Genomic DNA, 23,418 nt, shown 5'->3' on the forward strand with positions numbered 1-23,418 from the left:
AGGCGGCAAGCGAAATCATCCCTATGAGCATACATGAGTATGTGATTAGGGTGGTTTTGTGCGGCCAACACCGCTACAGCTCAAAATATAACGGGTAAGAGAGGATGAAATGGGTAAGTTGGCACTCGCCGCAAAAATAACACACGTCCCATCCATGTACCTATCAGAACTACCAGGTAAAAACTTTGGATGCCGCCAAGCCGCTATCGATGGGCATAAAGAAATCAGCCGCCGCTGCCGTGAATTAGGCGTTGATACCATCATCGTTTTTGATACGCACTGGTTAGTCAACAGCGCCTATCACATTAACTGTGCTGACCACTTTAAAGGTATTTACACCAGTAATGAACTTCCACATTTTATTCGCGATATGGAATATGAATACGATGGGAACTCGGTATTAGGCCAAATGATTGGTGAGGAAGCGCGTAAGTTAGGTGTTCGTGCTCAAGCTCATGAAATCCCAAGCTTAACCCTTGAGTATGCGACATTAGTTCCTATGCGCTATATGAATAGTGACCGTCACTTTAAAGTTATCTCAATTTCAGCATTCTGTACTTCCCATAGTTTTGAAGACAGCCGCAAATTAGGTGAAGCCGTACTAACCGCGATTGAAAAATACGATGGCACCGTCGCTGTATTAGCGAGTGGTTCATTATCACACCGCTTTATTGATGACCAAAAAGCCGAAGATGGCATGAACAGCTACACGCGTGAATTTGATGAGCAAATGGATAAACGTGTCGTCAAACTTTGGCGTGAAGGTCGTTTTGAAGAGTTCTGCAAAATGTTGCCTGAGTACGCAGATTACTGCTATGGAGAAGGCCATATGCACGACACTGTGATGCTGCTAGGTATGTTAGGTTGGGATAAATACGCTGAGAAAGTGGAAGTTTTAACTGACTTGTTTGCCAGCTCAGGCACAGGGCAAATCAATGCCGTGTTCCCACTGCCAAGCTATATTACTGATAAACAAGCTGTCACCGCATAAGGAATTGTTATGCCTCATTTTTATGCAGAATGTACAGAAAATATTCGTGATGAAGCTCAACTACCTGAGCTCTTCGCCAAAGTGAATGAAGCCCTCGCGGGAACCGGTATCTTCCCATTAGGTGGCATTCGTAGTCGTGCTATTTGGCTGGATACTTGGCAAATGGCCGATGGCAAGCACGATTATGCTTTTGTCCATATGACGTTGAAGATCGGTGCTGGGCGCTCTCTTGAAGATAGACAAAAAACGGGGGAAATGATTTTCGACCTGATCAAAACCCACTTTGCCGATTTAATGGCAAAACGCTACCTCGCACTGTCTTTTACCATGGAAGAGCTTGATCCTGTTTTAAATTATAAACAGAACAATGTTCATGCCTTGTTTAAGGGCTAAGAGTTTAAAGCTTTATTCTTCGTTTTATTGAGAGGGCAAGATGGTTAAAAATTTCGATAAACACATACCGCACTACTTGATTCCATTACTGGGGTCATTAGTGGCATTCGGTCCATTGTCTATCGATATGTACCTCCCAGCCCTCCCTCAAATGGGAATTGCATTACAGGCCACTCAAGGGCAAATGCAGTACACCCTTGGGGCTTTTTTTGCTGGTTTCTGCGTGGGAATGCTGTTTTATGGCCCATTAAGTGACCTTCTTGGCCGGCGGAAAATGTTGTTAAGTGGCCTTGCCATTTTCACTATTGCCAGTTTGTTATGCGCACAAGCCACCAACGCAAATACCTTGATTGTATTCCGAGCGCTGCAAGCTTTTGGTAGTGGAGCGGCCATTGTCATGGCGAGGGCGATTGCAAGGGATGTTTACCCTGCTCATGAACTACCTAAAGTGCTGTCATTAATGACACTTGTGACCATGATAGCGCCATTACTGGCACCACTTTTAGGTGGTTTTTTACTCGTTCATTTTCAGTGGCAAGTAATTTTCTATTTGCTGGCAGTAATTGGCTTGGCTTCGGTGTGTGCGATTTTTTTCTTGCTCCCTGAAACGTTAACCCACCAGCGCGGTTCTGAAAATATACTTTGTGTCGCTTTTAAGAATTATGCACAGGTGCTCACAGACCGAGAAGCACTGAGTATTATTGGCACCATGGCATTCTCTTTTGCCGGTATGTTTGCCTTTATCAGTGGTTCACCGTTTGTGTACATCAATTATTTCGGTGTTTCTGAACAACATTATGGTTTGCTGTTCGGTTGTAACATCTTGGGGATGATTGTCATGTTGTTGTTGAACGTTAAACTGCTAAAAACCTATAGTTTAACGCGCATACTGACTATGCAAAGTGGGTTTCAATTAGCATTTGGTCTGCTGTTACTCATATTTTACCAACAAAGTTTGCCCATAATTGTTATTCTAGTCGTGCTGTTCTTATCGATGGTCAATGCTATCGGCACCAACAGTTTGTCACTATTACTGCAACATCGCGGGAAAATTGCAGGAAGTGCCAGTGCACTTGCTATTTCTATTCAGTTTGCCTTAGCGGCTGTCGCCAGCGTTGCAGTTTCTGTATTACAAGATGAATCCCCATTCGCTATGGCACTTGTTATGGCGCTGTGTGCCGGGTTAAGTTTTGTTAGCCAACAGCTATCAGCTAAAAATATCCGCCCACAAGTCCAATCAGTGTCTTCGGAGAACAACGAAAAATGAGCATAAATACCAATTCTACGTTATTTCGCCAACAAGCTTATATCAACGGCCAATGGGTTGATGCCCAAAATAAAGGTGTGTTTGAGGTCACTAACCCAGCAAATAATGAGATTATCGCTAAAGTCAGCAATGTCGGTGCTTTAGAAACCCAACAAGCTATCGAAGCCGCAGAAAAAGCCCTGCCTGCATGGCGTGCTAAAACCGCCAAAGAGCGCAGCCAAATTTTAAATAAATGGTTCCGTTTAATGATGGATAACCAAAAAGAACTGGCTGAGTTACTCAGTGCTGAGCAAGGTAAGTCGATCACTGAATCGATGGGAGAAATTGCCTACGGTGCCAGCTTTATTGAGTGGTTTGCTGAAGAAGGTAAACGTGTGTATGGGGAAACCATTCCATCACCTTTACCGGGGCGTCGCCTTGTGACGATAAAACAACCCGTGGGGGTGGTTGCGGCTATCACACCGTGGAACTTCCCAAACGCCATGATCACCCGTAAAGTCGGCCCTGCGCTAGCAGCAGGCTGTACGATGGTATTAAAACCCGCGGCAGAAACACCATTATCTGCATTAGCGTTGGCAGCATTAGGGGAAGAAGCCGGTATTCCTGCTGGTGTATTTAACATTGTCCCAGGTACGGATGCTAAAGCCATTGGCGGCGTGATGACCTCTAGCCCTATCGTTCGTAAGCTCACGTTCACGGGTTCAACACGAGTTGGTAAATTGCTGATGGAACAGTGCGCTAACACCGTGAAAAAAATGTCTCTGGAACTCGGTGGTAACGCGCCATTTATCGTGTTTGATGATGCCGATTTAGATGCAGCAGTACAAGGTGCTTTAGCGGCTAAATTCCGCAATAGTGGGCAAACTTGTGTGTGTGCTAATCGCATTTTAGTCCAAGAAGGCGTTTACGATGAATTTGCGACTCGTTTAGCAAAAGCCGTGAATGAACTGAAAATCGGCCCTGCCACACAAGCAGACTCACAGCAGGGTCCTCTGATTAATCAAGCCGCAGTCGATAAAGTCACTGAACATATTGCGGATGCCGTTTCCCACGGTGCAAAAGTCATCGCTGGTGGTAAATCGGCAGAATTAGGTGGCTTGTTCTTTGAACCGACCGTTATCACTGGCGTCACTGAAGCCATGAAAGTCGCTAAAGAAGAAACATTCGGCCCACTGGCACCTTTATTTAAATTCCGTGATGAACAAGAAGCGATTGATCTTGCCAATGATACTGAATTTGGCTTGGCATCTTATTTCTATTCAAAAGATATCGGTCGTATCTACCGCGTCGCGGAGGCTTTGGAAAGCGGCATGGTGGGTATTAATGAAGGCATTATTTCAAATGAAGTGGCCCCATTTGGTGGCATTAAGCAGTCAGGTCTGGGGCGTGAAGGTTCACGCTACGGAATCGAAGATTACTTGGAAGTGAAATACCTCTGCTTTGGTGGTATTTCCAATTAGTTAAATTGAGTACCGCTGGGTACGCATTCAATTTACACCTTGAATAGTCCGAGTGGCAGCAAAGCGCTTTAGTGCAGCGCTGCTCTCGAAATAGAATAGGTGAATAGGAGTATTAACAGCATGTTACAAAAAGATGTCATATCACAAATCGCGCAGCGCCTAAATCAGGCTGAAAAATCACGTGAGCAAATCCGACAGATCTCACTCGATCACCCAGAAATGACGATCGACGATGCTTACGCTATCCAAAAAGAGTGGGTTGGCGTGAAAATTGCTGAAGGACGTGTGCTAAAAGGCCATAAAATTGGGCTAACATCCAAAGCCATGCAGGCAAGTTCACAAATTGATGAACCTGATTACGGTGCGCTTCTTGACGATATGTTTTTTGATGACGGCTGTGATATTCCAACAGACCGCTTTATCGTACCGCGTATTGAGGTTGAATTAGCATTCGTATTGGCGAAACCATTACGTGGGCCAAATTGCACCATCTTTGATGTGTATAACGCGACTGATTATGTGATCCCAGCCCTTGAGCTGATCGATGCGCGTTGTCATAACGTTGACCCTGAAACCAACCGCCCACGCAAAGTGTTCGACACCATTTCAGATAACGCAGCAAATGGCGCGGTAATTTTAGGTGGTCGCCCAATCAAACCACGCGATTTGGATATGCGTTGGATTAGCGCCCTTTTATATCGTAATGGCGTCATTGAAGAATCTGGCGTGGCAGCCGCTGTACTCAACCACCCAGCAAATGGCGTGGCATGGTTAGCAAATAAATTAGCACCGCATAATGTGCAACTTGAGCCTGGTCAAATTATCTTAGGTGGCTCATTTACACGCCCTGTTCCGGCTCGTAAAGGTGATGTGTTCCACGTTGATTACGGCAATATGGGTTCAATTAGCTGCCGCTTCGTGTAAGGAAAATGGCATGGATATTTTAGAAAATAAATTTAAGAAAGCACTAAAAAGTGGTCAACCGCAAATCGGTTTATGGCTTGGCTTGTGCAGCCCATATAGTGCTGAATTACTTGCTGGTGCAGGCTTCGACTGGTTATTAATTGATGGTGAACATGCACCAAATAATGTGCAAACGACATTATCTCAATTACAAGCGATCGCCCCTTATCCGTCACAGCCCGTGGTACGGCCACCGTGGAATGATCCGGTGATCATTAAGCAATTACTGGATATTGGCGCACAAACCCTTTTGCTACCGATGGTACAAAATGCAGAGCAAGCCAAGCAAGCTGTGCGCGCAACACGTTACCCGCCAGCTGGGATACGCGGTGTCGGCAGTGCTTTGGCACGTGCTTCTCGTTGGAACCGAGTACCTAATTATTTAACCCGTGCCAATGATGAAATGTGCGTGATAGTACAGGTTGAAACCCGTGAAGCCATGAATAACCTTCCCGACATCCTAAAAGTTGAAGGTGTCGACGGTGTGTTTATCGGCCCTGCGGATCTTAGTGCGGATATGGGCTTTTCAGGGAACCCTAACCACCCTGAAGTCAAAGCCGCAATCGAAAAAGCGATTGTACAAATTCGTGAGGCCGGTTTGGCACCTGGTATTTTAATGGCAGCCCCAGATGTCGCTGAACATTATCTTAAACTCGGCGCACTATTTGTTGCCGTCGGGGTTGATACCACGCTACTAGCACGTACCGCAGAAGCGCTAGCAGCAAAATTTGGTAAAACCGTCTCAGAGGTGGCCTCGAGTGCACCAAGCGTTTATTAATTAAACTATCTCTAAATAAGTTAATTTTAACCCTACAGACAAATAACTTAATTAGATAAATTAAGAAATCAATATCGCAACATTGGGCAGACAGCACCATGACTGCCTACTCGTCCCTTGTACCTATAATAATCTGTAAAAGAAAGAATTGAGGGCCCTACAATATGAGTAATCAACAACTTGCAAGCACTAACCCTGCTGAACAACATAAAAATTTAACCGAACCGCAGCAGCGGGTGATTAATAAGTTATTTAAACGTCTCATTGTATTTTTATTTGTGCTATTCGTTTTTTCCTTCTTAGACCGTATTAATATTGGCTTTGCAGGTCTAACCATGGGGAAAGATATCGGCCTAACTTCCACCATGTTCGGCTTAGCCGCCACCTTGTTCTATGCCACTTACGTAATTTTTGGTATTCCAAGTAACATCATGTTAGGAATTGTTGGTGCTCGCCGCTGGATAGCTACCATCATGGTGCTTTGGGGTATTGCTTCTACAGCCACCATGTTTGCCACAGGGCCAACCAGTTTATACGTCCTACGGATGTTAGTGGGTATCGCTGAAGCGGGCTTCTTACCTGGGATTTTAGTTTATTTGACTTACTGGTTCCCTGCCTATTTCCGCGCTCGTGCTAATGCCTTATTTATGATTGCGATGCCAGTCACCATGGCATTCGGTTCACTCGCATCCGGTTATATTCTAGGTATGGATGGCATTTTAAACCTAAAAGGTTGGCAATGGCTGTTCCTGCTAGAAGGTTTCCCATCCGTGATCCTCGGTGTGCTAGTTTGGTTCTATCTTGATGATTCGCCGAAAAAAGCTAAGTGGTTGACCCAAGAAGACAAAGACACACTGCAAGAAATGATGGACCAAGACCAGCTGGAACTCGTCCAGCCGCATGGTTCCAAAAGCCATACCGCATTGCAGAACAAAAGCTTATGGAAAGAAATTTTCACCCCTGTGATCTTAATGTATACCGTCGCTTATTTCTGTTTAACCAATACGTTAAGTGCGATTAATATTTGGACCCCACAGATCATGCAAAGCTTCAATGAAGGCAGTAGTAATGCCATGATTGGGCTATTAACTGCAATCCCACAGTTTTGTACTATCTTAGGGATGATCTATTGGAGTCGCCGTTCTGATAGGTTACAAGAACGGAAAATGCATACTGCACTACCGTATTTATTTGCGGCCGCAGGATGGGTTCTCGCTGCGATGACAAGCCATCCCGTCATTCAGTTGATTGGTATTATTATGGCCTCAACAGGTTCATTTACTGCGATGGCAGTGTTCTGGACAACCCCAGACCAATCAATCAGTTTACGTGCTCGTGCCATCGGTATTGCGGTTATCAACGCAACAGGTAATATAGGTTCCGCTGTCAGCCCACTCCTTATCGGTTGGCTGAAAGACCAAACCGGTAGCTTTAACTCTGGCCTCTATTTTGTTGCAGGCCTATTGGTGGTCGGTGCGCTGTTAGTCATTGCTATCCCAATGAAAAACTCAAGGCCAAGGGCAACACCTTAAACGGTAAAACTGTTGAGTTTTAATAAATTAAGTGCTGCAACAGATTGGAAAAGTTGAATTTATTTAATCCGTCCCCTAAATATTGTTCAAAATAATTCAAGTTGCAGCTAGGCGGCAAGCGACGATATCTCGGGGAGCATACATGAGTATGTGACTCGAGTAGCGGAGTGCAGCCAACAACGCTGCGGCTTGAAGAATGAAGAACAATTCGAGTTGCAGCTAGGCGGCAAGCGAGTTAATCTCGGGGAGCATACTGAAGTATGTGACTAGGGTTGGCTTGTGAGGCCAACAACGCTGCGAGCCGAAGAATGAAGGGTAACTCAACTTTAATTACGAATATTGACATCAGCACAGACTACGACGAAACCCAAGGCACCGACGACGTCCACTACCAAACCTTCGGCAACATGGCCGCCTTCTTTGGTCGCGACATGCAAGCTCATCGCCATGATGGTTTCTTCCAGTTGCACTATTTGGTTACGGGCCATATTACTTTGCAGCTCGATGAGTCGCGCTATTCTGTTCAAGCGCCGCTCTTTATTCTTACGCCCCCTTCGGTTGCACATGCATTTTTCACTCAAGAAGACACTGATGGCCACGTACTCACCGTACGGCAAGACCTGATCACGCCTCTTCTTAGCTCATTGTACCCAGCGAATCCAGATTTGGTCGATATCCCTGCTATTTGCTTATCTGTTGCCGATAAGCCTGATGATATCGATACCTTTAATCATTATTGGGCATTGATGGCTCGCGAATCGGCGAATAACTATATTGGCAAAGACCAAGCCCTCGCCTCTTTAGCCCAAGCGCTGTTTACCTTTCTACTGCGCTCTATTCCACTTGATGAGCACCCTACAACGGGGGTTAGAGGCGAACACCGCCTATTCCAACGTTTTAATCAGCTCATTGACTTACATTATCATGAACACCTTGCGGTACCTGAATATGCCAAAAAACTTGATGTCACAGAGTCACGCCTTAAAGATATGTGCCGGCGGTTTGCTAACCGGCCACCGAAAAGGTTGATTTTTGACCGAATATTGCGTGAAGCTAAGCGGATGTTACTGTTTTCCGACAGCCCCGTTTCAGAAATTGCCTACCAGCTCGGTTTCAAAGACCCCGCCTATTTTGCGCGATTTTTTAACCGGTTAGTCGGGTGCTCTCCTAGCCTATGGCGAGAACAAAACATTCATTAAAGAGAGGCTTAGTGATTTTATCCGTATTTTTAGGTAAAAATCATCAATGCCTCCTGAACGGTATATCATACCTACTTCTAACCTATCTCTACAAACCACTCTTCAAATAATTTTACATTTTAAAAACATTTTTGATATCTTATAAATTTTGTTTTAACTTTATAAAGATGCTAATAATGCTTAACAAAAAGTGAATGTGAAGATTAAAAAAAGAACAAACAACCCAAGGAAAAATATTAATATTAATATAATAACCATTTAATTAATGATTAATAATCAATGCACTGTAAGATAAATAAAAATTTATATTAATATCAAAACATCGAGATGATCACATTTCTTTCACAAAACACAGCTCCCAACGAAAAGTACCAGCAAACCTTTAGAAAGTCTCTTTAAAACTCCCTCGTAAAGCGATTCAATTAAGAAACACAAAACAAACATAAAATTAACATATTTCGCTTGCAACCTTTGTACCCTATCAATGCAAGCCCTCATTGTGAGATAACGAGGTAGACATGAAACCAGAAGATTTTCGTTCAGATGCTAAACGCCCTTTTAATGGCCAAGAATATTTAAAAAGCTTACAAGATGGCCGCGAAATCTATATTTATGGCGAGCGTGTAAAAGACGTCACCACTCACCCCGCTTTTCGTAATTCAGCCGCTTCTATAGGACAATTATATGATGCGCTTCATGATAAAACGACTCATGACCAACTTTGCTGGAACACCGACACAGGAAACGGCGGATACACTCACAAATTCTTCCGTTTCGCTAAAAGTGCCGATGAACTACGCCAACAGCGTGACGCTATCGCAGATTGGTCACGTCAGAGCTACGGATGGATGGGACGCACTCCAGACTATAAGGCGGCATTCGCCAGCTGTTTAGGCGCTAACCCAGAATATTATGGTCAGTTTGCAGACAACGCACGTCACTGGTATAAACGTATTCAAGAAAGTGGCCTGTACTTTAACCATGCCATTGTTAACCCACCAATCGACCGTCACAAGCCAGCTGATGAAGTTAAAGATGTTTATATCAAACTCGAAAAAGAAACAGATGCTGGGATTATCGTCAGTGGTGCTAAAGTTGTTGCGACCAACTCAGCGTTAACACACTATAACTTTATTGGTTTTGGTTCCGCACAAGTCATGGGCGATAACCCTGATTTCGCATTGATGTTTGTTGCACCAATGGACGCAGATGGCGTGAAATTAATCTCACGTGCATCTTATGAATTAGTTGCTGGTGCAACTGGCGCACCATTTGATTACCCATTATCAAGCCGTTTCGATGAAAATGATGCCATTTTGGTGATGGACCATGTGTTAATTCCATGGGAAAACGTATTAATTTATCGTGATTTCGACCGTGCACGTAATTGGGCAGTTCAAGGTGGTTTTGCACGTTTATTCCCATTACAAGCTTGTGTCCGCTTAGCCGTTAAATTAGACTTCATTACCGGATTGTTACAAAAAAGTTTAGAATGTACAGGTGTTATTGATTTCCGTGGTGTACAAGCTGATCTGGGTGAAGTGGTTGCGTGGCGTAATCTGTTCTGGTCATTAACCGATGCAATGACCTCTGAAGCACAAGCATGGGAAGGCGGCGCTTATCTACCCGATACTCAAGCTATACAAACTTACCGTGTTATGGCACCAATGGCTTACACCAAAATCAAGAATATCATTGAAAGTAACGTGACAAGTGGCCTGATTTACCTACCATCAAGCGTTCGTGATATGAATAATCCAGAAATTGATAAGTATTTAGCTAAATATGTTCGCGGCTCTAATGGTATGGATCACGTTGAACGTATTAAGATCCTTAAACTCATGTGGGATGCAATCGGTAGTGAATTTGGTGGCCGCCATGAACTGTATGAAATTAACTACGCAGGAAGCCAAGATGAAATTCGTCTGCAATGTCTGCGTCATGCATACGGTTCTGGCAATATGAAAGCCATGACAGATATGGTTGATCGCTGTTTATCAGACTACGATCAACACGGATGGAAACGTCCACACCTGCATAACAACAATGATATTAATCAGTTAGATTCGCTGCTGAAATAGTCGGCAGCAGGAGGTCAAAATGTCTTTAGAAAATGAACATCGCCTGCGTTTCAGAGATGCGATGGCAAGTCTTGGTGCAGCAGTCAATATCGTCACCACGGATGGGACTGAGGGTCGCTGTGGAATTACAGCCACTGCAGTCTGTTCAGTTACAGATACGCCACCCACTTTGATGGTCTGTGTTAACCGCAATAGCGCTATGAATGCGGTATTTCAAAAGAATGGCCGCCTGTGTGTCAACGTGCTAAGCCATGAACAAGAAGAACTTGCATGCCATTTCGCAGGTATGAAAGGTTCAACGATGGAAGAACGTTTTGGCTGGAGTGTATGGGAAAGCGGTATTTTACAGCAACCAATGTTAAAAAACGCGCTTGCCAACCTTGAAGGTGAAATAACTCAAGTTCAAGATATCGGTACGCACTCTGTCTACATGGTTGAAATGAAACAAATCATTGTTAACGATACTGGGCATGGTCTCGTTTACTTTAAACGTAAATTCCATCCTGTTATGCACCAAATCCTTGAGCCAACGGCTTAATTGGTAAAGTATTTATATGAAATAGCCTCTTATATTTGAGGCTATTTTTTATATATCATCGTTTAGCCAAAATAATAGCTAGCAACAGACTTACTCCTCATAAAATGTTTCAGCCTAAAATTTTTTACGCATAATAACTATTAGTTATTTTGTATAATGTTAAAAAAATAGTGTTTTTCTAAAAAAAATAAATACCTCTTCAACCTCCCGCCTTAAACATAACATGCGTAAATAAAAATCTAACCATATGATTTTCAATAACTTTCAAAATTACACCAAATATGCTTAATTGACATAACATAAATAACAGGTATAAACTCAAATAATATAAATATTTTTCCTATAAATAAAATCAATCTAAAAATGAACTATTTGATTAATAATCATATTAATTATGACAGTCATCAGGGGCTGTTATATATCGACGATGTTAATAATGTATTAAAACTAACAACCACCTTAAACCGTTTGTTATTAGTCTTAGTGCAAAATAATCATGATATTGTTGACCGAGAAACCATATTACGTCGGGTTTGGGAGGAACATAACCAAGTTGTCTCCGATAATAACCTTAATAGTAGTGTCTCTGTACTCAGACGCCATTTATCATCTTTTTCTGATGATGAAATTATCACGACTGTACCTAAAGTTGGGATTAAATTTTCTGCTGATCTGAAAATTGAAAATGAGCAACAGGAAATTAGTGATAATAATCACAAAGCTTTATTCACTAGTGAGGAAGAACTAGACTCTTCATCAAAAGTACCCGAAGGGACTTCCCCCCAAGCAGTCGAAAATAAAAAAAGCTACATGTTGAATAACCGATATGTTGAAATTTCACTTATTGGACTCATTATTTTTTGCTTATTATACCTTTTTAAAAGTTATTTCTTTGCAAGCCGAACAGAATACCCTGAAGTTGGTCGTATCGATCAATGCAGTATCCGCTACATTAATAGTTACCATAAACCCGATACAACAACCATCAGCTTTGCGACAATTCAAAATGAACTCACGAAATTAAACCTAGATTGTAAAAAGCCAGCAACTGTTTTTTATTATAATGTTGGTATCGTAGCAAATGATAAAAATTTATATGACAACTTCCTATTTTTGTCCTATTGCCCAACAGTACCGAAAGAAAGTGCAACTGTGAGCTGTGAGAATTTTTATGTCAAATAAAATATCAACAAGAATGTTTTTTTTGTCCATTATATCTATAATTTTGGTTTTCATTAGCTTATATGTTCATCACATAATTAACACTCCTATTATTCCTGATTGCCAAACAACCTTAAAAATAAATATCTCTGACCATCGTTCTACCTTAAAAGGATTTTACCTGCTAAGTGTTATCCCTAACGAAAATAAACCTGACCAACACACATTCATCATGAATGGAAGCATTAGTGATAATGGTAAAAACTATACTATTTCACGAAAATTTCTGATGAAACATGAATACTTAGGTGACCATTTTTTTTTACGCGTTGAAAATATATTTATAGACCCAGCTGATCAGGCTCAAGACAAAATCAATATTCGAGGTGTTCCTGAAATTAACCAACTTTATTTTTTAAAAATAAAAAAATTAACCGACACAAGTTATATTTTTGAAGAAAATTTCTCTCCACTTTTTATTTGCACTCTGTAGCACCAAAAAAATCATAAGAAATGCATCAAATATTGATATTTTGATGCATTTTTTTTATTTCTAAACACCCCCAACCTTAAAACACCTTAAAAGCACAAACATTAAACATTTCACAGACAATTAAATTAGCATAAAAACATTGATACATATTAAAAAAAACTAAATATAAGTTAAATAATTCAAATTTAATTAAAATAAAAGAGTTTTATTCCATTTTACACCTGATAGGGATAAGATTCCTTCCGTCGAAATGACCCACGCTAAAAACGATTACGTTAAGCGTTCTGTGATTAGGACATTTGAAAATCCATTTATGGATACTGAACTTTATTCCTATGGCAGTACTTATATAAAGGCTCACTAGGGATCAAATATTTACTTATTTTTAAGGATGTAAGATATGAAATTAAATAAACTTTCTATTGCTGTTTTATTCGCGTCTTCTGCTATTTCAACTTCTATCTTTGCTAGTGGTAATAGCGGTGAATTACATTTCAGCGGCCAAGTTGTTAATGCTCCATGTAATATTGAATCAGAAAGTACAAAACAAGAAGTTCCATTTGGTCAACTTTCTCGTGCATCTTTAGAAGCGGGTAATGCAGCAGAAAAAGATATCGCTATCAAATTAAAAGAATGTAATTTTGATGAGTTTAGCAAAGACACTGAAGGTAAGTGGGTTGCTGTTAAAGATATTAAAATTACCTTTGGTGGTAAAAACTATGTCGGTACTGATAAAGAATTCTTAGGTACTACTGGTACCGCTTCGAATATCGGTATTCAAATCAAAGATTTTAAATTTGATGAAGCTAAATCTATCCTAAGCCAAATTCGTAACCGCCAAGGTGAAAACGTTTTAGAATTTACTGCATTAGCTAAACGTGTTGATGGTGCAACACCAGTTACTGAAGGTGAATTTAGTTCTATCGCTGACTTTAAAATCACATACGAGTAATTTTTTTAGGGGAGAGAATTCTCTCCCCATAAAAGGCTCATTATGAAAAAAAATACTTATCTATGGATTGCCTTATTATTTAACCCTATTAACTCTAATGCGACTAGCTCTAACCTTGGACATATTCAAGATGGCCTCCGAGGCGAAACAGTAATGCAAGGTTATATCGTTGCGGCACCTTGTTCAATTGAAACTGATAGTCAGTATCAATATATAAACTATGATTACATTTCTAATTACAGTATAAATAATATAGATGATGAAAAATTAATGCGAATACCTTTCTATATAAAATTAAATAACTGTATTAGTGAATATGACAGTAGTAATCATAAAGGTATTAAAATTCGTTTTTTTGCGCTGCAAGATACGTATACTAATGCAATAAAACTATCAGGCCCTAAGCCTGGAGTTGTTCTATATATATACGACATTAACAATAATTTATTAATACCAAATAAGCTCTACTCTATTTCTAATAATTACGTTTATTTTGATAACAAAAGTAAAGAGAGCTTTTTAAAATATGAAACAGAATTAGGCACAAGTAATAACGAAATTACACCTGGTGATTACTTTACCACAATTAAATTCAACGTTACTTACGACTAGTAAATAAACTCATAATTAATTTGATGAAAAAATCATGGTTAAATTTAATATTTACTCTTACATCATTGTGACTTCTTTTTTATCTTCAATCTCTTCGTTAGCCTATGCTGTCGAATTCAATACCGATATGTTAGATACAGAAGACACTCAAAATATTGACTTTAGCCAATTTTCTCAGGCTGGATTTATTATGCCTGGTATTTATCATTTAAATCTCAAAGTCAATAATGAGGGCATGGGTAGTACGCAAGATATCACTGTGATAGCGCCACAATCCCAAAACAATAATTTATTCGATACCGTTTGTGTTCCCGTTAATATTCTTGATCGTTTAGGGCTTACTCCGGACGCAATTAAATTAATTAAATATCGTGATGAGGGTAAATGCCTTGATTTATCTCCGCTTGAAGGTGCTTCATTAAGTGTAGATTTATCGACATTAACGCTATCCATTTTAATCCCACAAAGCTATTTAGAATATACAGATCCAAGTTGGGTTCCTCCTTCACGTTGGGAGGAAGGTGTAAATGGATTTTTATTAGATTACAACCTAACAGGTTCTTTAACGCATCAAAATTCAGGTTCACGAGAATCGTACCTTTCTGCTAACGGAACAACAGGGCTTAATTTTGGTGCATGGCGTTTACGCGGTGATTACCAAGCAAACTATCGAAAATCGACAGGAAGCTTCGAAAATCAATATAGTGATGCCACATTTAGCCGATTATTTGCATACCGCTCAATAAAATCCATTGCGTCTATTTTAACGTTAGGTGAGAACTACTTTTACTCTGCTATTTTTGATTCTTGGCAGTACACCGGGGTATCTCTTGAAACCGATGAAAATATGATGCCCCCTAAATTAACAGGTTATGCACCAGAGATTATTGGTATTGCTCAAACTAATGCCACTGTTATTGTCAAAAGCCATAACCGTATAGTTTTAGAAACAACCGTACCTGCTGGTCCCTTTCGTATCCAGACACTAGATAGCTCTATTCGTGGAACATTAGATGTGACTGTGCGAGAAGAAAATGGTGAAGAACAACAATTTAGCATTACCACAGCAGCATTACCCTACTTAACGAGACCAGGGCAAATCCGCTATAAATTTGCAGCGGGTAAACCACGTTTTAATGGCCGCCAGCTCGAAGGTGATTTAACTGCTTCGGGAGAACTCTCTTACGGGTTAAATAACCTTTGGTCTATCTATGGGGGCTCCGTTTTATCAAAAAATTATCAGGCATTTTCAGCAGGCTTTGGTCGTGACCTGTTTTCATTCGGTAGCCTTTCGTTCGATGCGACTCAGTCACATGCTCAATTACTTGATAAAACGTTAACTGGCCGAAGTTATCGACTTAGTTATTCAAAATCATTTGATGAAGCCAGAACTGACATTACATTCGCAGGGTATCGTTTCTCTGATGAAACCTATCGCTCTTTGCAACAAACGTTGGATGAACGACGTACAGGTAATGAAAGCCAAGCTCAAAAAGAAAGCTATCAAATTAATATTAATAAATATTTTGATGATTTCTCATTGGGTGGAAACTATCAATACAATACGTATTGGAATAGTGAAACAGAAGAACAATACAGCTTATACCTAAGTACTCTTTTAAATTGGGCGGCTATTGGGCTCAAAAATATTAACCTGACAGCTTCTGCTTCTCGTTCAAAAAGAGCGGGATATCAAGATGATGCGATCAGCTTGTATTTCACTATTCCTTTAAGTCAAGGAAGCAGCGTCAGCTTTTCTGAAGGTTATACCCGAAACCAAAATGGCCAACGCAGTTCAACACATAATATCGGTTATAGCGGATATAGTGAGCAGCGCAATTATAACTTAAATGTCGGTTATCAAACAGGAAGTCATCAGAATGACCAAACCAGCTTTAGTGGTTATTTAAACCAAAATCTTCCTTATGCCTCAATTTCAGGAAATGCGAGTTATGTCCCGAACGAGTATCACAGCGTTGGGGGATCAATTAATGGTGGAATTACCTTAATTAAAGAAGGTATTGCCATGCACCAAGCCGCTTATGGTGGTACTCGACTCGTTATAGAAACACCTGGTGCAGCTAACGTTCCTCTGAGTGGTGGCGTTTATCAAACTAATCACTTTGGACTCGCTGTATTGCCAAACGTGAGTAGTTATCGGAAAACCAGCGCATCAATTAATACCAGTAAATTACCAAAAGATGTTGAAGCATTAGAGACCGTCACTGATACGACTCTGACTCGTGGGGCAATCGGATATCGTCGCCTCAACGTAATTCAAGGTGAAAAAACGTTTGCTCGCTTAAAACTAGCTGATGACACTTATCCGCCTTTTGGCGCCAGCGTACGTAATAGCAACAATATTGAACTCGGAATTGTTGGCGAACAAGGTATTACGTGGATTATTGGTATCCAGCCTAAAGACTTACTCAATCTCTACTGGGGAAATAAACACCAGTGTAGTGCCGATGTGCCTGACGTGATTAATCCTCAAGAAATTTACCCAACTATTATTTGTCGTTAATAAGAGAACTAAGATGAAATTGAATTCCCCTTTTTTGTTACTTACTAGCGTATTCACGCTGACTATAAGTGTAATTTCAGCTGCGAATGCCGCGGTTACACTTGATCGTACTCGTATAATTTTCGATGGAAACCAGTCGTCTATTAATATTACGATCCGTAATGATAACCCGGAATTGCCTTATTTGGCCCAGTCGTGGTTAGAAAATGCGTTAGAACAAAAACTGGAAACAGGCCCTATTATTGCCACTCCGCCGATTCAGCGCATGGAACCCAAATCCACTAGCCTAGTTCGCCTAAGCACCGCACCCGACATTGCAAAGTTACCGCAAGACAGGGAATCCCTGTTTTATTACAACCTGCGTGAAATCCCGCCTAAGTCATCAGAAGCGGGTGTGTTGCAAATTGCATTACAGAGCCGTGTAAAACTATTTTATCGCCCTGAAAGCATTGTTGCACAAAGCAAAACCGATTGGACGAAATACATAACATTAACAGCAACATCATCGGGTTATACGTTAGATAACCCAACACCATTTTATTTAACTGTAATTGGTATAGGGAACAGCCAAAAACAATCTGAAGAAAGTGATTTTGACGCAGTCATGATACCGCCAAAATCTAATCAACTGATTAAATCATCCAAATTTTCAACACCTTACCTGACATATATCAATGATTATGGTGGAAAGCCCTCACTTGCTTTCAAATGCCAAGCTTCAACGTGCAGTGTGACGGAATAATGAGTAAAAAATAGATAGGAGCAGAACAATGAAATTGAATTACCTAGCACTATGGGCTTTTACTATACCTATTTTTGCTGAGTCTGCTGTACCTGTGACAACAGGCACGATATATGTTAATGCGCGTATTGTTACTGCTCCTTGTCTACCTAATATCTCATTAAAATTAAATGAAAGTACTTTAATTGCAGCAACCTATAGTGTGGAAATGCATTTTTCTCATTGTAGCAAACCAATACAAAAGCAAGCTTGGGTACCGTTAAGACTGAAATTAGGCAGTAACCAATATGTGCTAACTCAACCACTACGCAATAACACCATTTTATTCTCTATTCCTGCTAGTAATAAGATGCAACGTGTGGAGATAAATTATGATTAGATGCTCAATATTATTATTTAGTTTTTTATTCCTAACATGGAATACCAGCTTTGCCAATACACTAACAGTTTACTTAGAAGGAGTGTTAGTACCGCTTGGTTGCCGGCTAAGTGATGATGATACACAGAAAAAAATATATCTTTCTGGGCTACGTTTTTCTTCAATCGAAACATTAGGACGTTCAGATATGCAACCATTTAAATTGGATATCATGGACTGTTCAGCGATGGCTTTGAATAAAACGATCAAAATAACGTTAAATACCCAAAATATTGAAACACATAATGGTATTAATTATTTAAAAACCACTGGTGAATCTAATGTGTTATTAGCACTGACTGATAGTCGTGGTAAGGAACTAGAACTGAATACAACAATTGATGTCAGTACAGTAACTGAATCAGGTAAAGGGTCCGTTAATACACTTTTATTCGGTGTTTATGCTCAGAAGCCCTTTAGTTCTCTTTTAAAAACAGGGGGGTTCTCCTCAACTGTTACTTTTAATCTTGATTATCAATAAGGAGAATTGAAATGAAATTTATTTGTTTTTCATTCCCTTTAATTAGTTTATTAGTTTCCTTAGGCACTCAAGCGGATGTACTAATTTCTCTTTCTGCAAAATTGGTTCGACCGCCATGTGTACTTACAGCAGAAAATGGTGAAAAAGAATTAGTCATTAATTTCCGTGAGGTAGCGCTAGACAGACTAACTGAAGAAAAACAGTCCTTTGGTATTCTCATTAAACAATGTGAACTTCGAAAAAATTTACAAGTTTACCTATCTCCTAGAGAAGGGAACACTTTGACAATAAATAATGAAACCGTACTTGCAACCTCTATTAATGGATTGGGTATTCGTTTCTCAGAAGAAAATAAAAGTAATGCGCTCAACCTTAATAAATGGGAAAGGATTGATCCATCCGTAAGTGGTGATACAGGGAAAGTTGTTATCCAATCACAATTAGTCACTAATCAAGCTATTGAAAATCTCACTGCTGGGCCATTTAGTGCCGCTTTATCAGTGATGGTTGATTATCTGTAATATTGGGAAGTCTTTATGAAAAATATAAAAAAGTATTCACCATTATTTTTGTTACTACTATTAGTTAACTTAAATTCCTATAGTGCGACTCGCTATTCAGGAAGTGGTGGTGGCTATAAAATGAGTTTAGTATCTAACAATTCTGTTGTTTCTGATACACCAGCAATTGGAAGTGATAACAATAAATATTTTTTAATAGCCCCAGCAAATAGCTCCGGTATTGTTATTAATGAAAACACATCTCAGCCTTATGGGTCTGTATATTGTACTGTGAATTTCTTACAAGGTAATTATTCAGCAGGCCTTGTTCCGGCTTATGCCTACCACCGTGTTTTTGCCTATATGCCAGAAGCAGGCTTTACTATTGGAGGGCTGACCGCATTTAAAATAAACAATAATACATTTTTTACACTTTATTCTGAGAATGGAATAACCAATGGCTGGCGGAATATTTCAGGGAGAGGATGCTCGAATGAAGAAATGGGGCCATTAGCAACATCATTTTTTACTGTTCATTTTCCTTTTACCGTTAGAGTTTATGTCAAAGATATCCCTGTTGATGGAAAAATTGTTATTCCAAATGCAATGATTGCAGGTTACACACGATTATTCCAAGACTATGGAACACCAGATATTTATGTACCTATTGATAAAGCCACCGTTAAATTAGATCTCACTACATCGGTTATCAATTATCCGTCAAATTGCCGTTCTAATATTGATAATTTAAACATTGATCACAAAATATTGGATGCTTATGAATTTAATAGTAAAGAAACGCGTACTGTTACTTATACATGCGATAGAGTACAGTCAGTTAAAGTAAAATTAGCATTAGATTATGCCACGGATAGTGATCCACAAAAACGACTTCCCTTAAAATCAGGAAATAATACTATTTATTCTGAGCTTACACTTTATGATGAACAAAATAATCAAAGTGGAAAAACGTTGGAAACAACAATAGATAAAGTAAAAAACATTACGATTGAAAGTAAAGTTTCAGGTTATGACGCCGAACCTGGAGACTACAAAGGCAATGCTTGGTTAATAGCAACATTTATTTAATATAGCGGTAAGCGTACTATGATCATAATATCCCGCTCACTATTTATTGGTATCTTTATTGTTTGGCACCTGGCTAGTCTTATTTATATTGACAGTCTAGGAAGCTTGAGACAATCATTACCACAAAACATTATTAGCTGGTTATCTATTTCCTTGACGATATCCATTATAGCATTTACAGTTTTCTATCGGAAAATTAAAATAATCATTACATTACCTGCTATTTGCTACTGTTTTTCTTTAGCTATTTTAATGATGGGGTTAATATCTCATCAGGGAGAAAATAATAATGTTGATTTTTGGTATTGTTCTGGTATTACCGTTGGCGTATTACTATATATTGCAGGGTTACAAGTGAAAAAAAATGGTTAATACAATCATTTTGTATTTACTGTTATATCATTATTAATGTAGCTCAAGTCTTTATTACTGCATATCAATATATATTTGAAGCTGATATTTTTTATCTTGCATCAGGCATGCGTTCAAATGGCTTATCACAGCAAGTTAATATATTATCGGTTAACATGGCGACTGCATGCTTATTATCTCTTATGACTCTTGTATTATCACAATTTTCGTTGTTATCTAAACGCCATGAAAAAATCAGGATTGTATTACTAGGAACATGCGTTTTATTTTTCACATTAACTTTAGTCGTTCTGCAATCTGTTATTGCTTGGCTAAGCTTTACTGTTTGTGCATTTATTTTCATTTGTCTTTTTTACAAGAAAAACCCTCTACGTGTTAGTGCTAGTTATTTTATTATTGCTGTAGCAATCTTTATTGGAGTTTATTTAATAAAACTATGCCCACAGTACATTGGAACTGATGTTATGAATCAATTCCATTTAAAACAAATGCTACGTTTTTCTATTACTTTATTCTTAGAAAAACCGTATGATGCATGGGAGCAATCATTTTTATTTGAAAATAGTTATGAAAGAACAGCAATTCCTTTTTTTAGTCCTAAAATGTATATTGTTCCTCACCCACACAATGAAATACTACTCTGGCTGATGACTGGAGGACTCATTAATTTGATATTTTTATCTTTATTATTAACCGGAGGTATCTATGTCGTATTTCAATCTTTTATAAAATATAAAATTAATGGAAATGGTTATCCATTGGCAATCATTCTATCAATAATCCCTATTATTATACATAATCATGTTGAATATCCTTTTTTGCTTTCTGTATTACACTGGGGGATCGTCATATTATTTTTATCATTCTCAGATGCCGCTTTTGCATTAGAGGAACAATCCCTATTTTATATTAACAAGCAACTATCTTATCTATTCAGCTTTATTGTATTTATTATTGGATTAGGCGTATTTATTATTGGGTTATTTCTGTTTAATGGAGAGAAATCTTTTTATACTCAGGGTAATTATCGAAATGAAAACATAGCAATTAGACTATCAGATTCAATTACTTTCGAAAAAACAACGTATCAATATAAGAACACATAACTAAACCTTATTTACACTTAAGTAGTGTGATATTAATCAGGATAATATTATGAGAATATATCAAACTGAAATTTCAAATGCCTATATAGGACTACAAGTTCGTAAACGCCGTTTACAGATGGGATGGACAGCACACACTTTAGGGAAAAAGTCGGGATTAAGCCAACAGCAAATCTCCCGTTATGAACGCGGTACACAGAATTTTACGATTCATCGGCTCTGTATATTTGCTAATGTATTGCAGTGTGACCTAGATTATTTTCTTGAACAAAATAGCTATAAGAACCTTTCTCTTGTAAATACAAATCTTTAAGCACTATTCAAAAGTAAAATCTGATCTTGTCACTCAAAAAGATCAGATTTTCTTTATTCTCACCTTACTTTCATTCTTTTCTGATTGCATAAGTGGTAAGGCTCTTATACTTTTAACCCAAATTACTTATCACGGGTTAAAAGGCATCAATATGACCATCACACTTATCGTTGTATTTGTTTTACTCTTATTGGCTATAGGTTGGGGGATCTCTATCTATAACCGCCTGATCAACACCCGTAATCAAGTCAGCAATCAATTTGCCAATATTGATGTTATTTTAAAGCAAAGAGCCGATCAGATCCCACAACTCGTTACCATTACAGAAAAGGCTATGGAACATGAGGAAAGCCTTTTTACTTCACTAAGTGATGCGCGTCAGAACTACTTTAATGCCAAAAACATGAACGATAAAATCGCAGCATCGAATGAAATGAACCGTGCACTGGGTAACCTTATTGCCATTGCAGAAAATTACCCTACTCTCATTTCTGGTGAGCAATTTACCCAATTACAAATCGCCTTAAGTGATGTTGAAAATAAATTAGCCCAACGACGTGAAGGCTTTAACGATGCAACAACAGAGTATAATACTGCAATACAAATGTTCCCTGACAGCCTAATTGCCAATGCCTTTCGTTTTTCAGCACTGCCATTACTTGATATTTCTGAAGATGAAAAAAAATATCAGGGCGTCCAGTTTAAATAATGTCAGCCTAAAGGTATTAATGCGTGAATATGTATTTTTTACTCGGAGCAGCTATTGGTGCTTTAATTTTATTTATTGATAACAAGTTCTCGATAAATAAAAAAGTAAACTGGGGGATCATTCCTTTTATCAGTGTTGCTTGTGGTATGTGGTACTCGCTCTCTCCTTCTATCGGCGACTATGGCAGTATCATTTATTACGTCGTTGTTCTCATCATCACCTTTTTTATTACCCGTAATGTTGTCAAGGCTAGTAAAGTTGGCTATCAACGTTATCAACGTTTACAAAATGAAGGCTCATCAAAGTTTAGTGCGTTTCTTAAAACCCTTATAGGTATGCTGATCGCCACTTGCCTATTTGCAGGGTTCTTTATCGACATGCGTGTATTTTTTATCGCATTTGTCTTAGCTTTTGTATTTAAAGCAATTGAAAATACGCCAACCAAGCGCTTTTTAAAATTTCAGAAAAATTTAGCCACCTCCAAAATCCGCTCAATGGCAATGGGGCTTGTGGAAATTGAAGGAAAAATCACGGCGGGCACAGCCATTAAAAGCCAACTAGGTAATAAAACCTGTTACGGCTCATTTTATTTTGAATATTCCATATCAAAAGATAAAGACGGTAAAAAAAGCTATACCTTACAAAATAGTAAATACAACATGCATAGCTTCACTCTTACGGATGATACTGGTTCGGTAAAAGTAGAGTGCGACCCAGATTAATTTGTTTACCCTGGCTTAGAAC

Annotated in this window: 25 protein-coding genes; all 25 read left to right on the top strand. The window is 39.1% G+C overall.

Annotation, left to right across the window (positions count from 1 at the left end; genetic code table 11):
- Positions 1-109 precede the first annotated feature (109 nt).
- The gene (hpaD, locus tag SJ312_RS10040; RefSeq protein ID WP_004905296.1) at positions 110-991 is read left to right on the top strand and encodes a 3,4-dihydroxyphenylacetate 2,3-dioxygenase; all 882 of its coding nucleotides are present in this window, start codon (positions 110-112) and stop codon (positions 989-991) included.
- Between the two features lie 9 nt (positions 992-1,000).
- Complete coding sequence (locus SJ312_RS10045; protein ID WP_004905302.1) at positions 1,001-1,384, top strand: 5-carboxymethyl-2-hydroxymuconate Delta-isomerase; 384 nt, start codon at positions 1,001-1,003, stop codon at positions 1,382-1,384.
- Between the two features lie 40 nt (positions 1,385-1,424).
- Positions 1,425-2,651 (top strand): Bcr/CflA family multidrug efflux MFS transporter, encoded by a 1,227-nt coding sequence (locus tag SJ312_RS10050; RefSeq protein ID WP_004905316.1) that lies wholly within the window; start codon positions 1,425-1,427, stop codon positions 2,649-2,651.
- Positions 2,648-4,111 (top strand): NAD-dependent succinate-semialdehyde dehydrogenase, encoded by a 1,464-nt coding sequence (locus SJ312_RS10055; RefSeq protein ID WP_187710539.1) that lies wholly within the window; start codon positions 2,648-2,650, stop codon positions 4,109-4,111. Before SJ312_RS10050 ends, SJ312_RS10055 begins: the two co-directional genes overlap by 4 nt.
- A gap of 120 nt (positions 4,112-4,231) precedes the next feature.
- Complete coding sequence (gene hpaH / locus SJ312_RS10060; protein WP_004914311.1) at positions 4,232-5,035, top strand: 2-oxo-hept-4-ene-1,7-dioate hydratase; 804 nt, start codon at positions 4,232-4,234, stop codon at positions 5,033-5,035.
- Between the two features lie 10 nt (positions 5,036-5,045).
- Positions 5,046-5,852 carry a 4-hydroxy-2-oxoheptanedioate aldolase gene (hpaI, locus tag SJ312_RS10065; protein WP_165879147.1) on the top strand — a complete coding sequence of 269 codons (807 nt, stop codon included), beginning with the start codon at positions 5,046-5,048 and terminating at the stop codon, positions 5,850-5,852.
- Positions 5,853-6,016: 164 nt separating this feature from the next.
- Positions 6,017-7,384: a 4-hydroxyphenylacetate permease gene (gene hpaX / locus SJ312_RS10070; RefSeq protein ID WP_004905323.1), complete on the top strand. Its 1,368-nt coding sequence runs from the start codon at positions 6,017-6,019 to the stop codon at positions 7,382-7,384.
- Positions 7,385-7,692: 308 nt separating this feature from the next.
- Positions 7,693-8,583, top strand: coding sequence for a 4-hydroxyphenylacetate catabolism regulatory protein HpaA (gene hpaA / locus SJ312_RS10075; RefSeq protein WP_004905325.1), 891 nt, complete (start codon positions 7,693-7,695; stop codon positions 8,581-8,583).
- Between the two features lie 518 nt (positions 8,584-9,101).
- Positions 9,102-10,664, top strand: coding sequence for a 4-hydroxyphenylacetate 3-monooxygenase, oxygenase component (gene hpaB / locus SJ312_RS10080; RefSeq protein ID WP_004905326.1), 1,563 nt, complete (start codon positions 9,102-9,104; stop codon positions 10,662-10,664).
- Between the two features lie 19 nt (positions 10,665-10,683).
- Positions 10,684-11,202: a 4-hydroxyphenylacetate 3-monooxygenase, reductase component gene (gene hpaC / locus SJ312_RS10085; RefSeq protein WP_004905327.1), complete on the top strand. Its 519-nt coding sequence runs from the start codon at positions 10,684-10,686 to the stop codon at positions 11,200-11,202.
- A gap of 363 nt (positions 11,203-11,565) precedes the next feature.
- A complete protein-coding gene (locus SJ312_RS10090) occupies positions 11,566-12,384 on the top strand; it encodes a winged helix-turn-helix domain-containing protein (RefSeq protein WP_319867579.1) in 819 nt (272 codons plus the stop codon).
- The gene (locus tag SJ312_RS10095; RefSeq protein WP_004905330.1) at positions 12,374-12,856 is read left to right on the top strand and encodes a FidL-like protein; all 483 of its coding nucleotides are present in this window, start codon (positions 12,374-12,376) and stop codon (positions 12,854-12,856) included. Before SJ312_RS10090 ends, SJ312_RS10095 begins: the two co-directional genes overlap by 11 nt.
- A 400-nt stretch (positions 12,857-13,256) precedes the next feature.
- A complete protein-coding gene (locus SJ312_RS10100; RefSeq protein ID WP_004905332.1) occupies positions 13,257-13,808 on the top strand; it encodes a fimbrial protein in 552 nt (183 codons plus the stop codon).
- 42 nt (positions 13,809-13,850) lie between these two features.
- Entirely contained in the window at positions 13,851-14,420 is a 570-nt protein-coding gene (locus SJ312_RS10105; protein WP_319867580.1) for a fimbrial protein, read from the top strand.
- A 34-nt stretch (positions 14,421-14,454) separates the two neighbouring features.
- A complete protein-coding gene (locus SJ312_RS10110) occupies positions 14,455-16,944 on the top strand; it encodes a fimbria/pilus outer membrane usher protein (protein ID WP_272574844.1) in 2,490 nt (829 codons plus the stop codon).
- A gap of 13 nt (positions 16,945-16,957) precedes the next feature.
- A complete protein-coding gene (locus tag SJ312_RS10115) occupies positions 16,958-17,686 on the top strand; it encodes a fimbria/pilus periplasmic chaperone (protein WP_096864810.1) in 729 nt (242 codons plus the stop codon).
- Positions 17,687-17,714: 28 nt separating this feature from the next.
- Positions 17,715-18,065, top strand: a complete 351-nt coding sequence (locus SJ312_RS10120; RefSeq protein WP_004905343.1) for a hypothetical protein — start codon at positions 17,715-17,717, stop codon at positions 18,063-18,065.
- Entirely contained in the window at positions 18,058-18,585 is a 528-nt protein-coding gene (locus SJ312_RS10125; protein ID WP_096864809.1) for a fimbrial protein, read from the top strand. Before SJ312_RS10120 ends, SJ312_RS10125 begins: the two co-directional genes overlap by 8 nt.
- 11 nt (positions 18,586-18,596) lie before the next feature.
- Positions 18,597-19,106 carry a fimbrial protein gene (locus tag SJ312_RS10130; RefSeq protein ID WP_319867582.1) on the top strand — a complete coding sequence of 170 codons (510 nt, stop codon included), beginning with the start codon at positions 18,597-18,599 and terminating at the stop codon, positions 19,104-19,106.
- Between the two features lie 15 nt (positions 19,107-19,121).
- Positions 19,122-20,174 carry an adhesin gene (locus SJ312_RS10135; RefSeq protein WP_153673736.1) on the top strand — a complete coding sequence of 351 codons (1,053 nt, stop codon included), beginning with the start codon at positions 19,122-19,124 and terminating at the stop codon, positions 20,172-20,174.
- 18 nt (positions 20,175-20,192) lie between these two features.
- On the top strand, positions 20,193-20,546 hold the full coding sequence (locus SJ312_RS10140) for a hypothetical protein (protein WP_319867584.1): 354 nt from the start codon (positions 20,193-20,195) through the stop codon (positions 20,544-20,546).
- 107 nt (positions 20,547-20,653) lie between these two features.
- Positions 20,654-21,652: an O-antigen ligase family protein gene (locus SJ312_RS10145; RefSeq protein ID WP_319867586.1), complete on the top strand. Its 999-nt coding sequence runs from the start codon at positions 20,654-20,656 to the stop codon at positions 21,650-21,652.
- 49 nt (positions 21,653-21,701) lie between these two features.
- The gene (locus tag SJ312_RS10150; RefSeq protein WP_004905357.1) at positions 21,702-21,965 is read left to right on the top strand and encodes a helix-turn-helix domain-containing protein; all 264 of its coding nucleotides are present in this window, start codon (positions 21,702-21,704) and stop codon (positions 21,963-21,965) included.
- Positions 21,966-22,116: 151 nt separating this feature from the next.
- Entirely contained in the window at positions 22,117-22,674 is a 558-nt protein-coding gene (locus SJ312_RS10155) for a LemA family protein (RefSeq protein WP_094962168.1), read from the top strand.
- Positions 22,675-22,697: 23 nt separating this feature from the next.
- On the top strand, positions 22,698-23,396 hold the full coding sequence (locus SJ312_RS10160) for a hypothetical protein (protein WP_319867588.1): 699 nt from the start codon (positions 22,698-22,700) through the stop codon (positions 23,394-23,396).
- The last annotated feature ends 22 nt before the right edge of the window (positions 23,397-23,418 follow it).

The organism is Providencia sp. CIM-Carb-044, assembly GCF_033901115.1.
Taxonomy (GTDB): domain Bacteria; phylum Pseudomonadota; class Gammaproteobacteria; order Enterobacterales; family Enterobacteriaceae; genus Providencia; species Providencia hangzhouensis.

What these genes read in the sequence shown, in the direction of transcription:
- SJ312_RS10050 (WP_004905316.1), top strand. Translation starts at nt 1,425, where the DNA reads ATGGTTAAAAATTTCGATAAACACATACCGCACTACTTGATTCCATTA.
- SJ312_RS10090 (WP_319867579.1), top strand. Translation starts at nt 11,566, where the DNA reads ATGAACTATTTGATTAATAATCATATTAATTATGACAGTCATCAGGGG.
- hpaD (WP_004905296.1), top strand. Translation starts at nt 110, where the DNA reads ATGGGTAAGTTGGCACTCGCCGCAAAAATAACACACGTCCCATCCATG.
- hpaC (WP_004905327.1), top strand. Translation starts at nt 10,684, where the DNA reads ATGTCTTTAGAAAATGAACATCGCCTGCGTTTCAGAGATGCGATGGCA.
- SJ312_RS10135 (WP_153673736.1), top strand. Translation starts at nt 19,122, where the DNA reads ATGAAAAATATAAAAAAGTATTCACCATTATTTTTGTTACTACTATTA.
- SJ312_RS10140 (WP_319867584.1), top strand. Translation starts at nt 20,193, where the DNA reads ATGATCATAATATCCCGCTCACTATTTATTGGTATCTTTATTGTTTGG.
- SJ312_RS10125 (WP_096864809.1), top strand. Translation starts at nt 18,058, where the DNA reads ATGATTAGATGCTCAATATTATTATTTAGTTTTTTATTCCTAACATGG.
- SJ312_RS10155 (WP_094962168.1), top strand. Translation starts at nt 22,117, where the DNA reads ATGACCATCACACTTATCGTTGTATTTGTTTTACTCTTATTGGCTATA.
- hpaB (WP_004905326.1), top strand. Translation starts at nt 9,102, where the DNA reads ATGAAACCAGAAGATTTTCGTTCAGATGCTAAACGCCCTTTTAATGGC.
- SJ312_RS10105 (WP_319867580.1), top strand. Translation starts at nt 13,851, where the DNA reads ATGAAAAAAAATACTTATCTATGGATTGCCTTATTATTTAACCCTATT.
- hpaA (WP_004905325.1), top strand. Translation starts at nt 7,693, where the DNA reads ATGAAGGGTAACTCAACTTTAATTACGAATATTGACATCAGCACAGAC.
- SJ312_RS10055 (WP_187710539.1), top strand. Translation starts at nt 2,648, where the DNA reads ATGAGCATAAATACCAATTCTACGTTATTTCGCCAACAAGCTTATATC.
- hpaX (WP_004905323.1), top strand. Translation starts at nt 6,017, where the DNA reads ATGAGTAATCAACAACTTGCAAGCACTAACCCTGCTGAACAACATAAA.
- SJ312_RS10115 (WP_096864810.1), top strand. Translation starts at nt 16,958, where the DNA reads ATGAAATTGAATTCCCCTTTTTTGTTACTTACTAGCGTATTCACGCTG.
- SJ312_RS10045 (WP_004905302.1), top strand. Translation starts at nt 1,001, where the DNA reads ATGCCTCATTTTTATGCAGAATGTACAGAAAATATTCGTGATGAAGCT.
- SJ312_RS10120 (WP_004905343.1), top strand. Translation starts at nt 17,715, where the DNA reads ATGAAATTGAATTACCTAGCACTATGGGCTTTTACTATACCTATTTTT.
- hpaI (WP_165879147.1), top strand. Translation starts at nt 5,046, where the DNA reads ATGGATATTTTAGAAAATAAATTTAAGAAAGCACTAAAAAGTGGTCAA.
- SJ312_RS10110 (WP_272574844.1), top strand. Translation starts at nt 14,455, where the DNA reads ATGGTTAAATTTAATATTTACTCTTACATCATTGTGACTTCTTTTTTA.
- SJ312_RS10145 (WP_319867586.1), top strand. Translation starts at nt 20,654, where the DNA reads ATGCGTTCAAATGGCTTATCACAGCAAGTTAATATATTATCGGTTAAC.
- SJ312_RS10150 (WP_004905357.1), top strand. Translation starts at nt 21,702, where the DNA reads ATGAGAATATATCAAACTGAAATTTCAAATGCCTATATAGGACTACAA.
- hpaH (WP_004914311.1), top strand. Translation starts at nt 4,232, where the DNA reads ATGTTACAAAAAGATGTCATATCACAAATCGCGCAGCGCCTAAATCAG.
- SJ312_RS10100 (WP_004905332.1), top strand. Translation starts at nt 13,257, where the DNA reads ATGAAATTAAATAAACTTTCTATTGCTGTTTTATTCGCGTCTTCTGCT.
- SJ312_RS10130 (WP_319867582.1), top strand. Translation starts at nt 18,597, where the DNA reads ATGAAATTTATTTGTTTTTCATTCCCTTTAATTAGTTTATTAGTTTCC.
- SJ312_RS10095 (WP_004905330.1), top strand. Translation starts at nt 12,374, where the DNA reads ATGTCAAATAAAATATCAACAAGAATGTTTTTTTTGTCCATTATATCT.